This is a genomic window from Segatella maculosa OT 289 (assembly GCF_000243015.1).
Classification (GTDB): domain Bacteria; phylum Bacteroidota; class Bacteroidia; order Bacteroidales; family Bacteroidaceae; genus Prevotella; species Prevotella maculosa.
In genome coordinates this window covers 287,869-302,719 of the sequence record NZ_JH594503.1, presented here as the reverse complement: position 1 = coordinate 302,719, position 14,851 = coordinate 287,869, and the positions used below count along the sequence as shown (strand labels likewise).

General features: G+C 48.5%; 11 protein-coding genes. 8 read left to right on the top strand and 3 right to left on the bottom strand.

The features are described from left to right. Positions 1-245: 245 nt before the first annotated feature. From HMPREF9944_RS07185 to HMPREF9944_RS07175, 3 genes are all read right to left on the bottom strand, one after another. A complete protein-coding gene (locus HMPREF9944_RS07185; RefSeq protein WP_008565477.1) occupies positions 246-1,940 on the bottom strand; it encodes a di-heme oxidoredictase family protein in 1,695 nt (564 codons plus the stop codon). Positions 1,941-2,050: 110 nt separating this feature from the next. Next, positions 2,051-3,415, bottom strand: a complete 1,365-nt coding sequence (locus tag HMPREF9944_RS07180) for an imelysin family protein (RefSeq protein WP_008565476.1) — start codon at positions 3,413-3,415, stop codon at positions 2,051-2,053. 49 nt (positions 3,416-3,464) lie between these two features. Beyond that, positions 3,465-4,730, bottom strand: coding sequence for a hypothetical protein (locus tag HMPREF9944_RS07175; protein WP_406674630.1), 1,266 nt, complete (start codon positions 4,728-4,730; stop codon positions 3,465-3,467). A 374-nt stretch (positions 4,731-5,104) separates the two neighbouring features. On the opposite strand from HMPREF9944_RS07175, the gene fldA reads away from it, so the two are divergent. From fldA to HMPREF9944_RS07135, 8 genes are all read left to right on the top strand, one after another. Beyond that, entirely contained in the window at positions 5,105-5,608 is a 504-nt protein-coding gene (gene fldA / locus HMPREF9944_RS07170; protein WP_008565473.1) for a flavodoxin FldA, read from the top strand. Between the two features lie 15 nt (positions 5,609-5,623). Further along, positions 5,624-5,968 carry a DUF2023 family protein gene (locus HMPREF9944_RS07165; RefSeq protein ID WP_008565471.1) on the top strand — a complete coding sequence of 115 codons (345 nt, stop codon included), beginning with the start codon at positions 5,624-5,626 and terminating at the stop codon, positions 5,966-5,968. Between the two features lie 1,577 nt (positions 5,969-7,545). Next, a complete protein-coding gene (locus tag HMPREF9944_RS07160; RefSeq protein WP_008565469.1) occupies positions 7,546-8,424 on the top strand; it encodes a CvfB family protein in 879 nt (292 codons plus the stop codon). A gap of 88 nt (positions 8,425-8,512) precedes the next feature. Then, positions 8,513-9,997, top strand: a complete 1,485-nt coding sequence (gene guaB, locus HMPREF9944_RS07155; RefSeq protein WP_008565468.1) for an IMP dehydrogenase — start codon at positions 8,513-8,515, stop codon at positions 9,995-9,997. Positions 9,998-10,002: 5 nt separating this feature from the next. Further along, on the top strand, positions 10,003-11,433 hold the full coding sequence (locus HMPREF9944_RS07150) for a peptidylprolyl isomerase (RefSeq protein WP_008565467.1): 1,431 nt from the start codon (positions 10,003-10,005) through the stop codon (positions 11,431-11,433). Positions 11,434-11,462: 29 nt separating this feature from the next. Then, positions 11,463-12,896 carry a peptidylprolyl isomerase gene (locus HMPREF9944_RS07145; RefSeq protein ID WP_008565466.1) on the top strand — a complete coding sequence of 478 codons (1,434 nt, stop codon included), beginning with the start codon at positions 11,463-11,465 and terminating at the stop codon, positions 12,894-12,896. A gap of 3 nt (positions 12,897-12,899) precedes the next feature. Next, positions 12,900-14,564, top strand: a complete 1,665-nt coding sequence (locus HMPREF9944_RS07140; RefSeq protein WP_008565465.1) for an OstA-like protein — start codon at positions 12,900-12,902, stop codon at positions 14,562-14,564. Beyond that, on the top strand, positions 14,561-14,848 hold the full coding sequence (locus tag HMPREF9944_RS07135) for a hypothetical protein (protein WP_044113492.1): 288 nt from the start codon (positions 14,561-14,563) through the stop codon (positions 14,846-14,848). Before HMPREF9944_RS07140 ends, HMPREF9944_RS07135 begins: the two co-directional genes overlap by 4 nt. Positions 14,849-14,851 lie beyond the last annotated feature (3 nt).

The following is a 14,851-nucleotide window of genomic DNA, read 5'->3' as shown; positions in this document are numbered from 1 at the left end:
GGGGTTCCGTCTAAAGTAGGACTACATCTCGTGTGAAGTAGGACTACATCATGTCTAAAGTAGGACTACATCTTATCTAAAGTAGGAGTAGACGGAACCTGCATCTGGACTCGAATTTGACAAGTATAGGACTTGTGCCCCACAAGTATAGGACTTGTAGTCGACAAGTATAGGACTTGTGCCTCACGGGTATAGGACCTCTACTTGACAAGTATCGGCCCCGTACCCGTGCTTGATGGTTCGCCTTAAATCGAGCGAATGAACTTCACGACAGCGTCCCTGTCTTTCTTCGGCAGTTTGTAGAACTTCTCCGCAGCCCGGTAAGCCTGACTGTTCTTGCTGTAGGCATGCCACATGATGGCCTCGACTTCGTTGCGGGCACGCGCATCGTGCAGTCGATCTTCGGCTCCTGAGTTGATGAGCGACAGGCCTCTGCCCCACAACGGCGTGGTGCGACACCACGAACCGTGTATGTCGTTCTTCATATCAAGCTTGTGTTGAATGAAATCCGAGTAGGGATAAATCTTCTGTTTGGCGTACTTAGGCAGTTGTTTGCTGCCCAGAATGCGAGAAGAACCATGATTGTCGGCCCCCGTGGTCCATGAGGCACGGTGGCAATTCACGCAACCGAGGGCGCCGGTGAAGAGCTCTTTGCCACGTTGCACAGCCTTGTCGTTCAGGTTTCTGGCGCGCGGAACGGCGATACCTCTGTGCCATACCATGAAAGCATGATAGGCATCATCGGTCATTTCGGGCTTGAAATTGAAGTAAGGGTTGTTGTATAGGTTCACATGGTCGCCCGGCGAGAGCAGATAAGCCACTGCTTTCTTGATGCCTTCGCGTGTTCCGTCGTTGTAATAAGGGTGAACATCGGAGAAAGGACTCTTGCCGTTGCGTTGTATATAGTCGATGACTGCGCTGTTTTCTGACATGGCTTTGGCCCATGCTTCAGTGGAACAGATGTGCTTGATGTCTGAACGAAGCACGTTAAGTTCGTCCCACAGTGCGACATCGTTCTCAAGACAGCCGTCGAGCAGGTCGTAATTGAAGCGCTTAATGAACTTGTTTCCGAAGTAATCGCTGGCGTATGCGTCGGCTTTCAGCCTCTTTGCCGCGTTATCCCACAGCTCCGGGTTCAGCTGAACGAACTTTCCTTCGGCCTTATATTGCGCTTCTAAGTCTTCATTTGAGATGGCATCGATCAGTCCAAGCCCTTGGAAATTGCACGAAGCGATGAGCCTTACGGCATAGTTGCTGGGCTTTGGATTGGTATTAAAGGCCGATTGGGGTATCTCTACCGATGGATAACGCAGCCGGAAAGCCTCACCATCGGGGAATTTCATGGGAAGTCCGCTCGGCATTGCAGTCACATCATGCCACGTAATCTTGATTTTTGTGGGGTCGAGTGGCGGAAGGAACGGCTCTACGGCCTGAAGCATGGTGAACGTTGTCAGCTGATCGACGGGCGTTCCGTTGTTGCTTCCGGGGGCATCTGGGTAATAAACCGAAACGATATAGCCGTTTCCCTTCACGGGGTCCATGTCGCTGCGGCTGTGTCCATGGGCATAACCGCCCGAATGGCAGTATTCGCATGACCGACGCGAGGCAATTGGCCCCCAACCTTTGTAAGGTTCGGTGTTCAGTGTGTATTTTGCGCTTGCCATAAGGTCGCCTTGGTTGAACAAATCGCTCAACCCTTGGTCGTCAACTGCAGGCGTATTGTCTTCATAACAGTTGGAAGAGGTGTTCTGTGTCGTGCCGAGTGCGCCGCCGGGATACCACTCCTCTGCGGTAAAATTGCCCACGGCCTGCCCGATGTACTTGGCTTCGGGTTCTTGTTTCTCGGGTATAACGGGGTCACTGTCGTCATCCGAGCAAGCAGAGAACAGGCATAACAAAGCCAAAGAGGCCAATGGCACGCGATAGCTGTTGATTTTCATAATGTCATCATTTGTTGATTAAACGTATGAAACGCAGCCTTGCCTTTTCAGGCAAAGCCACGTTCGTTCTTAATGTTTCAAGTGTTATCTATCAAGGCATGCGTTCTTTCTTATTCATCTGCCTGCATGTCGATCCACTTTCCTGCTTCGTTCAGTGCCTCATTGAGCGCATCAACCTTGTCGATGCAGGTCTTCACCTGAGGATCACCGGGTTTGTCGATGAAAGCCACGCCGCTCTTCTTTGCCTTTTCCAATGCATTGATGGCCTCGTTGAGGGCATTGTTCAAGTCGTTATACTTGGTATAGCCCTTGTTCTTCAAGTAAGTCATGATTGAATTGGCTGCCGGAGTAGAGATGTTCTCAGTGCCACGAACGCCATAGAGCGAGTTCTTGATGGAATAAATATTGTCTTGATAATCTTGGAAAGACCGTTTACTGTAAGGAGACTCGATATAATTGGCTGCATCATCCTTTGTTCCGGTTCCCGTTGCAGTGCGATAAGCCTGTCCCAGCTTCTGTGTTGCAACCTCTTCACAGATGTTTGAGCAACCACCGACAAAGATATTCTGCAATGTTTCGTGCCATGTTGGGAACAATCCTTTGTCTGTTCCCGCGCTCTTCACGTAATCACGATAGGGAATACCCTTTGGAGAGAGTCCTTTATTACGCAGTGCTTTGATGACCCACATGGATTTAGCAAGCTGATTCTGGTGAGATACGGCTGCACCTGAGCCCAACCAGCCATATTCCAGCAGGTAAGTCATGTTGCGAAGGTCACCGGAAACGGCTGCAGCAAAAGCAGCTTCGTTCACCGTCTTCACGCTGGTCAGACCATTTTCCTTCTCATTTTCTGACATGAAATCGCTGAGCTTGCGGTTTGCCCCATTGCGGAACAGCACGAACTCCAGTCCATGGAAGCCTATAACACTGTCGAAATCCTTGTGTGCATTGTAAACATACTCGACAGGATTGTTGCCGTTGATGCCAGCTATCACGTCTTTATTGTTCAAGGCCTTTACCAATTGGTCATGATCCAGCGGCCATGAGTCGATATGCGGGTCGATTTCGTTATCGGAAGCAGCTCCGTAAAGGAATGCTTCGCTTTGTTCCCAATCCCTTCTTGCATCTTTGAACGCCTCACAAGCTGCGTCAATGTCGGCCTGTGTCAGTGTTTTAGCCTTACGTTTGGCGTAAAGGTTCTGGCAAGCCTCGTAGAGTTTGTCGGCCTTGTTGGCCAAATCCTGATAGGTTGGCTTGATGACTGCCTCCAAATAGTTGGCAACCACCTTGCCCATTGCCGTCTTTTCGGCATTCGAATTGGCGTCACTTTCAACCTTTTTCAGGTTGTTCTGCTGCTCTTCTGTGAGCAAATCGTTCTGCAACACTTCCTCGTCGTCGCTACTGCTGCATGAGAATAAGCCCGTTGTCAGTGCTCCTGCAAGGAGGAACATGGCAAATCTTGTTACTTTTTTCATTGTAATCTGTCTTTTATTGGTAGTATAAATGTTGGTTATGAATGTGTTCTTATAAGAAGAAACCCTCGTAAGCGATTCCTATATTGACTGAAGGTTCATCATTATATCCGCTTTTCAGCTTGCGATAATGATACTCTGCTTTAATCGCTATCTGTGGAACTGGGTGATAATTAACGCCACCTGCGAAGATAGTTTTATTGGTCCATTGCTTCGTTGTCCCGTGAACATAGGAGTCATAGTGCTCAATATGTCCGAAGATATAAAGCTTTTGGTTGTCTGAACGAAGCTTTTTGATTTGCGAAAAGACGTCATAACCGGCCTCAAGCATCATGGCCATGGCATGGCTTCCGAAGTTTTTTCCATTGCCGGATTGGTAAGGTTTGACGTATTGGACATTCGGATAAGTCAGTTGGGATATCTTGTTTGCATCGCTGACATAGCCATAATCGGCGTTTCCTCTAACAATCCAGTTGTAACGGTTGTAGGTAAAGTCCACACTTCCCACGTAAACGTTGCCCTTGATCTTCTTTTTCTCGCCTCGTTCACTGTCATGTGGTATGTTGTTATGCATGGATTGGCCCGCATAACCGCTGACTCCGATGCGCAATCCGGGGACGGTATAGTTGTCAACACGCAGCAGGAAGCCGTATTTGTTGGCCACTTCAAACTCGAACGGCGTGGAGCTTCCACCTTGAATCCAATTGCTTCGGCTGAAATGATAGGCGTCCAAACCGGCCACCATCTGTGCTTCATAACGGAAATCTCCCGTGCGTCCCCAGATAGAAACACCCGTCTGATGCCACGTACAGGGCAGAATGGTGTTCTCACCTTCAGGCCGATACACCGTAAAGAAGTTCAATGGTTCGTGATGTGCATTGGTTAGTCCTAAAGGAACAACGATATGGCCGGCCTTAATGTTCAAAGCACGTCCGAAAGTCTTCTGAATCCAGAACTGTTCCAGCTCAACTTCGCCGCCTTTCTCCGTTTCGTGCTCGAATTCTATAGCCTCATCGGCTTCATATTCTATGGAAGCTCCGGTGCCACCATGCTCAAATTCGATCTCAGAACCCATGGACCAGCCTTTGCCGAAGTCGTATCCGAGATAGATAACAGCGTGCGGAATGTCGAAACGCCCATGACTTGGGTCTTTCTTGTACGAACTTGGCGTCGTATAACGATTGCCGTTGTCACTGTAGTACATGCGTGAAAAGGTGGCTTCTCCATAACCTCCCACGCTAAACCGGTTACCTTTCGCATGACTCATCACCGAGTCTGAAGCGTTTACTTGCGCATGTGACTGCACTGCTATCCCCATTAAAAGAACGCTCGCCACTAATCTGAACTTACAACTTCTCATTTATTCCCTTTAAATTAAGGTACATTTATTTAATAAAGAAAAGTGCAGACTATCTGATTGTGAACCATGTCTCACGAAAGAGGCACCTCTATTGAATAGCAAAGCGACCTTCGAAGAAATTCAAGGAGGACAATCACCACTGCACTTATTCGCTTGCAAAGATAGTTGAAATAGTGATTTCCATCAATACCTAAAAGTAATGAAATGCCAAACCCATGTTTTTCATTCTTTTTAGGTATTGCAACTTTATCGGAAAGCCGTTAATTTTGCAACCGTGATTAAACCAGATATCAATTCAATAACAACAATAAAAACAAGAAAGGAAATTAAAGATGAATAAGACTTGTATCATCTATGGCTCGTCAACTGGCACATGTCAGGACCTCGCTTCACGTATTGCAGCAAAACTCGGCGTAGACAATGCCGACGTATTCGACGCAGGTAGCATCTCTGCCGAGCAGCTTGAAGGTTATCAAAACCTTGTTCTTGGCACGTCAACATGGGGCGCCGGCGAAATGCAAGACGACTGGTATGACGGAGTGAAAGCCGTTAAGGCCGCCAATCTCAATGGAAAAACGGTCGCAATCTTTGGTTGTGGCGACTCAGAAGGCTACAGTGACACGTTCTGTGGCGGTATGGGCGAGCTTTACAACGCTGCTAAGGAGGCCGGAGCCAAGGTTATTGGTCAGGTTTCAACTGATGGTTACACCTATGATGACTCAGAAGCCGTCGTTGATGGGCAGTTCGTGGGACTCGCTCTTGATGAAGTGAACGAAGACGACAAGACCGATGAACGTATCGACGCGTGGGTTGCCGCCATAAAACCAGAACTTTAAACGCCAATATCCATCATGCTGCAGACTGAAGTGATGCCTACCGACATGAGAGTGCTCGCCGAGCAGATCTATCAGTATAAGAAAGGGGTGCGAAATATGGTGCTTTACACCTTTCCTGAGCGTTATCAGCAGTTAGCTGTGGGCAAATTGGAACGGCAAGGCATTGATTATCTCATTCAGCCTGTAGGAAACAAACGCATCAACCTGTTCTTTGGACGCAAGGAGTGCATGGATGCCATACGAAACTTCGTGCAACAGCCACTCAGTAACCTTACGCCTGAAGAGGATTTCATTCTCGGTACACTGCTGGGGTATGACATCTGCGGCCAGTGTGAGCGTTATTGTAAACGCAAGGCATAGTCCTTGCAGACTTGTTTAGCCATAACAGATGCAGAGAGAGCCCGCTTGTGAAAGTCTGCTCGCCTCTGTTTGATATATTAGATTACCATTATCAATTCGAATAATCTTGTTCGCTACATAGATTTCATAATGTTTTTGTATAATGAAAAAGGCTTGTCGTGAGACAAGCCTTTTATCGTTGGTGCCCGTGATAAGTCAAGAAAGACATCAATAGGGTTGAGATGGGTATGTAGGGACGCACGGTTCGTGCGTCCGTTCCATTCAAGATGTATGCATATATACGTGGTTTTGGGAGCGGACGCACGGGCCGTGCGTCCCTACATGCATTCGAGCAACTCGTCCTATCAACCATTTTATACATCAATCCGGCCATGACGAGTATGTAGGGACACACGGTTCGTGCGTCCGTTCCATTCAAAATGTATGCATATATACGTGGTTTTGTGAGCGGACGCACGAGCCGTGCGTCCCTACATGCATTCGAGCAACTTGTTCTATCAACCATTTTATACATCAATCCGGCCGTGATGGGTATGTAGGGACGCACGGTTCGTGCGTCCGTTCCATTCAAAATGTATGCATATATACGTGGTTTTGTGAGCGGACGCACGGACCGTGCGTCCCTACATATATTCAAAGTGATTTGTTACATCATTCGTGTTGATAATCAATTACTTATGCCTTACGTTCCAATCTCAGCCATTTCACTGCGCAATCTCACCCATTTTACCGTCTAATCTCAGCTATTTTGCCGCGCAATATGGCTGGTATTGCGTTACGATATGACTGTAACAAAAAGGCGGGACGGAGAGAATGGAAGTTCAATATGAGACGACGATACGTTGATTTCGCTCAAAATACGGGCTTAGTAGAAATTGAATGGAGGAGAATATGTTGCATTTAACCAACAAACCGCATCGCGGTTTCGTTGTTTATAGGACAGGGTTGCCGAACATAGTGAGGCAACCCTGTCTACGGAATGCACGAGAAAGCAACGCCATCGGTGTTGCATTTTCTTCTTATAGAATGGATATCGGCATGTTGTATGCACCAAAACATGAAATTCATGCGCCTATATGCAACGTTTGGAAAAAGAGAACGCAACACCTACAGCGTTGCTTTCGTGCGCTATCTTAGGCCGGGTAGCCTCACTATGTTCGGCAACCCAGCCCTATAAACAACGAAACCCCGATGGGGTTTTAATTTGATTCATCAACGCAATCAGTGTATAAAACAAGCGTAAACAACGAAATCGAGATACGATTTACAGCTTTCAGGTTTCTTATTCTTTCTCCATTCAATTTCTATTGACCTTAAAATACGGGCGAGAATAAGCCGACTGACAAGCAAATACGACGTAGAACCCTCTTTCATCAGGAACTTCTTGCAACATGAAACACGTCGACCTACCGTCGAATGCAGCCGAGGACCGAAGAATATTCGGCCCTAAAAGGCCCGGCATTCCAAAAGAAATGATTAACTTTGTGGGGCATATTGCTGCGCAGGGTGACTCGGGCTCGTCGTCGATGTGGCCCTTTCGGCAAGGTCTATGCATGAAAACTGAAAATCAAAACGATATGGCAAACGAATTGAAATTGGGGACTTACAATCTCTTGCGCGTGAAAGAGCCGGCCCGCCGCGAGGGTTTCGGCGAGGTGTTCGGCCTCTATTTGGACGGAGGACGCGAGGGTGAGATTCTCATGCCACAGAAATACGTGCCCGAAGGAGCCAAACCGGGCGACGAAATAGAGTGTTTCGTCTACTTGGATCAAGACGAACGGCCCATTGCCACCACTGAAAAGCCGTTGGCAACAGTAGGGGATTTCGCCTATTTGGAGTGCGCTTGGGTCAATGAATACGGTGCTTTCCTGAACTGGGGCCTGACAAAAGACCTCTTTTGTCCGTTCCGTGAGCAGAAGAAACGCATGGAAATCGGCAACAGTTACATTGTGCATGTGCACATAGATGAGGAGAGTTATCGCATTGTGGCAAGTGCCAAGGTGGAGCATTTCCTGAAAAACGGCACGCAAACCGGCCTGAAACGCCATCAGGAAGTGGACATTCTCGTTTGGCAGAAGACGGAATTGGGCTTCAAAGTCATTGTGAACAACCGCTATCCGGGCCTCATTTACCGTGATCAGATATTCAAATACGTGCACACGGGCGACCGAATGAAGGCCTATATCAGCAGTATTCGCCCCGACGGAAAGCTCGATTTGACGCTCCAACCCACGGGAATGGCTGCCGCCGAGGACTTCTCTTCGGTGCTGTTGCAGTATATCAAAGAGCACAACGGCTATTGTCCTTTGGGCGATAAAAGCGACCCCGAGGTCGTTAAACGGCTGTTTCAGGTGAGCAAAAAGGTGTTCAAAAAGGCCATAGGCGACCTTTATAAGCGGCATTTAATCAGCATTGAGGCAGACGGTTTACACCTGATTGCCTCCCTCGTTAAATAGCTTTAACAGGTTTTATAAATGTCGTAAAACCATTCGATAACCGAAGAAATATTGCTATATTTGCATGCAATAAATTCAAAATCACAATATGTCGTCATTTGTTGCAGATAAAATTGTAATGGACGGGCTGACTTTCGATGACGTCCTCCTGATACCTGCTTATTCAGAAGTGCTTCCTAAGGAGGTAGAGTTAAGAACCCCATTCACACGTAACATCATTTTGAACGTACCTTTCGTGACTGCGGCCATGGATACAGTCACTGAGGCGGCCATGGCCATAGCTATTGCACGCGAAGGTGGCATCGGTGTCATTCATAAAAACATGACCATAGAAGACCAAGCCCGCCATGTTGCCATCGTAAAGCGGGCAGAAAACGGCATGATCTACGACCCGGTGACGATTAGACGAGGCAGTTCGGTCAAGGAAGCACTGGCCATGATGCACGATTATCACATCGGTGGCATTCCAGTTGTTGATGATGACAACCGATTGGTGGGCATTGTGACCAACCGCGACCTGCGTTTCGAGCGCCACATGGATAAACTGATTGACGAAGTAATGACAAAAGACCATCTTGTGACGACGCATTTGCAGACCGATTTGGTGGCCGCGGCACAGATACTTCAAGAAAACAAGATTGAGAAACTGCCCGTTATAGACAAGAACAACCGCCTTGTGGGCTTGATAACTTATAAGGATATCACCAAAGCCAAGGACAAACCAATGGCTTGTAAGGACGAGAAAGGCCGCCTACGTGTGGCAGCTGGCGTCGGTGTTACAGCCGATACGATGGATCGGGTCGCTGCTCTTGTCGAGGCAGGTGTCGATGCTATCGTCATTGATACGGCTCATGGACACTCTAAAGGGGTGGTCGAGAAGTTGAAACAAGTAAAGGCTTCTTTCCCGAAAGTAGACGTTGTCGTTGGCAATGTGGCCACGGGAGCCGCGGCAAAGTACTTGGTTGACAACGGAGCCGACGCCGTTAAGGTGGGCATAGGCCCGGGTTCTATCTGCACAACCCGCGTGGTTGCCGGTGTGGGTGTGCCCCAATTGAGTGCCGTTTATGATGTTTATACCGCGCTGAAAGGCACAGGTGTGCCTCTGATTGCTGACGGTGGGCTTCGCTATTCGGGCGACATTGTGAAGGCATTGGCAGCCGGTGGCAGCAGTGTTATGATTGGATCGCTCGTTGCAGGCACTGAAGAAAGCCCCGGAGAAACGATTATTTTCAACGGACGTAAGTTCAAAAGCTATCGCGGAATGGGCTCCCTTGAGGCCATGGAACAGAAGAACGGATCGCGAGATCGCTATTTTCAGAACGATATCAGCGATGCCAAGAAACTCGTTCCCGAGGGTATTGCCGGCCGGGTTCCCTACAAAGGCACCGTTCAAGAGGTGATTTATCAACTCACGGGCGGCCTGCGTTCGGGCATGGGTTACTGTGGTTCGAATTCCATCGAGCGGCTTCATGATGCCAAATTCACCCGGATTACGAACGCAGGTGTGATGGAAAGCCACCCACATGACATCGCTATCACGAGCGAAGCACCCAACTATTCGCGTCCGGAGTAAGGCTTATGCAGAGAGAAAAGACTGTCATCGCGTCATTGGCCATGCTTCTTTGCGGGAGCATGGCTTTTGGTCAGGCCGGCGATCCCGTGGTGATGACGGTCAACGGCAAGCCCGTTCTGCGCTCGGAATTCGAATATGCTTATCAAAAGAGCAATGCGAACGGTGTCATCGACCGGAAAACGGTGGCCGAATACGCCGACTTGTTCGTGAATTATAAGCTGAAAGTGGAGGCAGCACTCGAGGCACGGCTTGACACTTTGACCTCATTCAAACAGGAGTTTGCGGAATATCGCGACCAACAGGTACGGTCTTCGTTGGTCAACGAGGCCGATATGGAGAACGAAGCCCGCCGGATTTACGAGCAAACCCGGCAGCGGGTAGACTCGTTAGGCGGCTTGGTTAAGTTGCGACAAATCCTCTTGAGACTGGGACAACGCGCTCCGCAAAGTGCAGAAGCACAGGCCAAGCAGCGCATAGACTCTATTTATGAGGCCCTGCGGCATGGCGCTGACTTCGCAACATTGGCAAAGAAATATTCAGACGACAGGGTTTCGGCCGAAACCGGAGGCAGTTTACCTTGGATACAGCCTGGGCAAACGTTGCCAGAATTCGAACTTCGGGCCTATAGTCTGCAAAAAGGTCAGATGAGTGAGCCTTTCTTGTCTCCTGCCGGCTACCACATTATTATATTAGAGGACCGTCGGAACTTCTTTCCTTATGACTCCTTGCGAGCCGATATCCTGCGTTATATCGACCAACGCCATCTAAGGGAGCAGCTGATCGAGGCCCGTCTGAACGAGAAAGCCCGTGAAACGCATGCTACACCGGCTGCCGTGCTGAAACAACATCAAAAGGAAATGGAGTCGAAAGACCCGTCATTGAAGTATTTGATACAGGAGTATCACGACGGTTTGCTGCTGTTTGAAATCATCAATCGTGTCGTTTGGGACAAAGCTGCACATGATGAGGCCGGATTGACAGCTTATTTCAACCGCAATAAGAAGAAATATAAATGGGAATCGCCCCGTTATAAGGGTGTCGCTTACAGCGTGAAAGTGTCCGAAGACGTAAAGAATGTGGCCAAGGCCCTGAAACGAGTGCCCTTCGAACAGTGGGATGAGGTGATTAAAGCACAGTTCAACCAGAACGGGATGGTCCGTGTGAAGGCCCGGAAAGGGCTGTTCAAGCAGGGCGACAACACCATTGTAGACCACAAGGTGTTTAAGCAAGGCAGTCCAAAGCCCGAGAATGATTATCCTTTTACGGCCGTTTATGGCAAGATGCTCAAGGCTCCCAAGACGTTGGATGATGTGCGTCAGGTGGTAATTGCCGACTATCAGGAGGAACAGGAGGCACAATGGGTGGCAACCTTGCGGACCAAGTATCCCTTCAGCATCGATCAAGCGGTCTTGGCTACAGTGAAAGAACAGCAATGACAGGAATAAAATAAAGAAATCATACAGATATGAGCAACGAATATAAACTTTTTGGTGGCTTTATCGGCCTGCTGTTGTTGGCAGGTGTCACGGCGCAGGCCAATAAAGTAGGTGGCAATGCGGCCGAAGTCAAGGATTCCGTAAAAACAGAAGTGAAGGTTCCGGAGCATTGTGTCGTAGATGAGGTGGTATGGATAGTGGGTGACGAACCCATTTTGAAGTCCGATGTCGAACAGATGCGCCTGCAAGGCGAGATGGAAGGCATGAAATGGGGTGGCAATCCCGACTGTCGGATACCCGAACAGATAGCCGTTCAGAAGCTGTTTCTGCATCAAGCCGCCCTTGATTCCATTGAAGTGACGGAGTCAGACATTGCCCAAACGGTGGAACAACAGATAAACTTCTGGATCAACTCGGCCGGTTCGCGCGAGAAATTAGAGGAATACCAAGGCAAAAGCCTGAACCAAATCCGCGCTGACCTGCATGATGACGTGAAAAACAGCAAGATGATTCAGCAAATGAAGAAGAAAATCATGGCCGATGTCAGCGTGACTCCGGCCGATGTGCGCCGTTATTTCAAGGATTTGCCTAAAGATAGCATCCCATTTGTGCCGACAGAAGTCGAAGTAGAAGTGTTGGTTAGGAAGCCACGTATCCCACAAAGCGAGATAAATCGGGTCAAAGACCAACTGAGAACCTTTACGGATAGGGTGAATAAAGGCGAAACTTCGTTCAGTACATTGGCCCGGTTGTATTCTGAAGACCCCGGTTCGGCTCGTCAAGGTGGCGAGTTGGACTATTCAGGACGTGGAACTCTCGATCCAGCTTTCGCGAGTGTGGCTTTTAATCTGACCGACCCCAAGAAGATTTCAAAGATTGTTGAGTCGGAATTCGGCTATCATATCATTCAATTGGTAGACAAACGGGGCGACAAAGTCAAGGTGCGTCATATCTTGTTGAAGCCGAAAGTGTCGGGTGAAGCATTGACACAGGCATTGGAAAGATTGGATTCTATCGGCAAAGATATCAAGGCCGGGAAGTTTACCTTTGAGGAAGCGTGCTCTTATTTGTCTGAAGATAAAGACACACGCAATAATCATGGACTCATGGCTTATAGTGATAACCAGACAGGAAAGATTACTTCGCGGTTCCAAATGCGTAATCTGCCCACCGAGATAGCTGCCGTTGTCGACACAATGAAGGTGAATGAAATCTCAGCACCGTTCAAAATGACCGACAATAAAGGGAAGACCGTCGCTGCGATCATTAAGTTGGTGAACCGAGTCGATGGCCATCGCGCCAAAATCACTGAGGATTTCCAAACCATGCAGGAGGTTGTGACGCAGAAAGAGAGTGAACGGAAACTGCATGATTGGGTGGTCAACAAGATAAAGAACACGTATGTCCGCATGAACGACCGCTATAAGAACTGCGACTTTGAGTATCAAGGGTGGATAAAATAGTGAATGAAGCATAGCAATATCATACATCTTTGCGGGCATAGTGTCGTCATCAGGGTGGCTCTATGCCTGTTTGGGCTAAGTATGTTTCAGTGGATTGAGGCGGAAAATAGGAAAAACAAGCGCCTCAAAGCCGACGAAATGATTTATTTGGTCCATGCCGATGAATTGCGATATGACCAATTTGGCCCCACAGGCGATGCCCAAATCGTGAAAGGGCGCGTGCATTTTACGCATCAAGGTTCAAGCCTTTGGTGCGACAGTGCCTACTTTTATCAAACTTCAAACTCTGTGAAAGCCTTCGGAAACGTGCGATATGTGAAAGGAAAAGAGCTGTCGTTGAAGGCCGATCGCGCTGCTTATGATGGTATGAGACAGCTGTTGGAAGCTCGCAAAAACGTTGTTCTTCATCATTCAGGTAAGACACTTTACACCGATAGTCTTGATTATGACCGCTTCAACGACTATGCTTATTTCTTCGAAGGTGGCCGATTAATCGACGGAAAAGACCGGTTAGTGTCCGATTGGGGCGACTATAATCTGAAGACACGTGAGGCAACTTTCTGGTATAATGTAAGGATGAAGAGTGCTAATCGGACGATAACAACTGACGAATTGCACTACGATACGCGGCAATCTAAGGCACATGTCGTCGGTCCGAGCACGATTGTGCAGAACGGAAGCATTATTCATACGTCGGATGCTTACTTCAACAGCAAGACTGACAAGGCCGAAATGTACGGCCGTTCCACTGTAACCGAAAAGGATAAAGAGATAACCGGCGACAGTTTGTACTACAATAAGCGGACAGGATTGGCGCGCGGGTTGGGCAATGTGGTCTATGTGGACAAGCTGAACAAGAACCAATTGACCGGACAACGGCTGTTTTACAATGAAAAGACAGGCTATGGCTTTGCCACCGGACGGGCTTTGGTGAAAGATTATTCGCAGCGTGACACGCTATATCTGCATGCCGACTCCATGAAACTCTTCACTTTCCACCTCAATACCGACTCCATGTACCGCAAGGTGCATGGCTTCAATCACGTAAAAATCTATCGGAAAGACGTCCAAGCCATTTGCGATTCGTTGGTGTTCAGCAGCAAAGACTCCTGCATAACAATGTATCACGACCCGATTGCATGGAGTGGCGACCGCCAAATCCTTGGCGAAGTGATCAAAATCTACATGAACGACAGTACAGTTCGAGAGGCCCACGTCATCAATCAGGCCTTGAGTGTGGAGCGTATTCCGCAACAAAAGTACTTCAACCAGCTGTCGTCGAAGGAGATTTCCGCCTATTTCACTGACGGAAAGATAAGGCGCACCGTCGCTTCGGGCAATGCAAAGGCCATATTTTACCCTGTTGACGACAAAGACTCAACCTTACAAGGCCACATTTACATTGAAACCGACACCATCAAGATGTATATCTCGCCCGAAAGGAGGCTGGAAAAGATATGGACGCCTAAGAATACGGGCGTAATGTTGCCCATGACGCAAATACCTGCATCGAAATTGAAGCTCCCGGAGTTTGCTTGGTTCGAGGAACTACGCCCAACCGACCCGCAAGATGTGTTCGTTTGGCGAGGCAAAGGAGAAGACAATGCGTTGAAAATCATCAAGCGTCATCAGGCGCCATTGCAGAACTTAGCCGACACAACGCCATGAGTTTTTTCCGACAACCACGTCCCCGACGCTTCCATCACGAGTATATCTATGTCGATGAGCGCAAGGAACGCCTGCAAAGAATCGAACAACGGGCCAAGGAAACGCTTGGTCTTGCGACGCACCGGCCCTTGGATCGTGAGCAATTGCACGAGGCTTTCAAGGCCGCCATGCCCCACATGGCATGCCGAAAACGTCGTCATAGTCCGGCAAGGCAGTTGTTAGAAACGGGCTTTTTGGCTTTCCTGCTCGTGCTGTTCAGTTTATTATTGATGTTTTTACTATAGCTT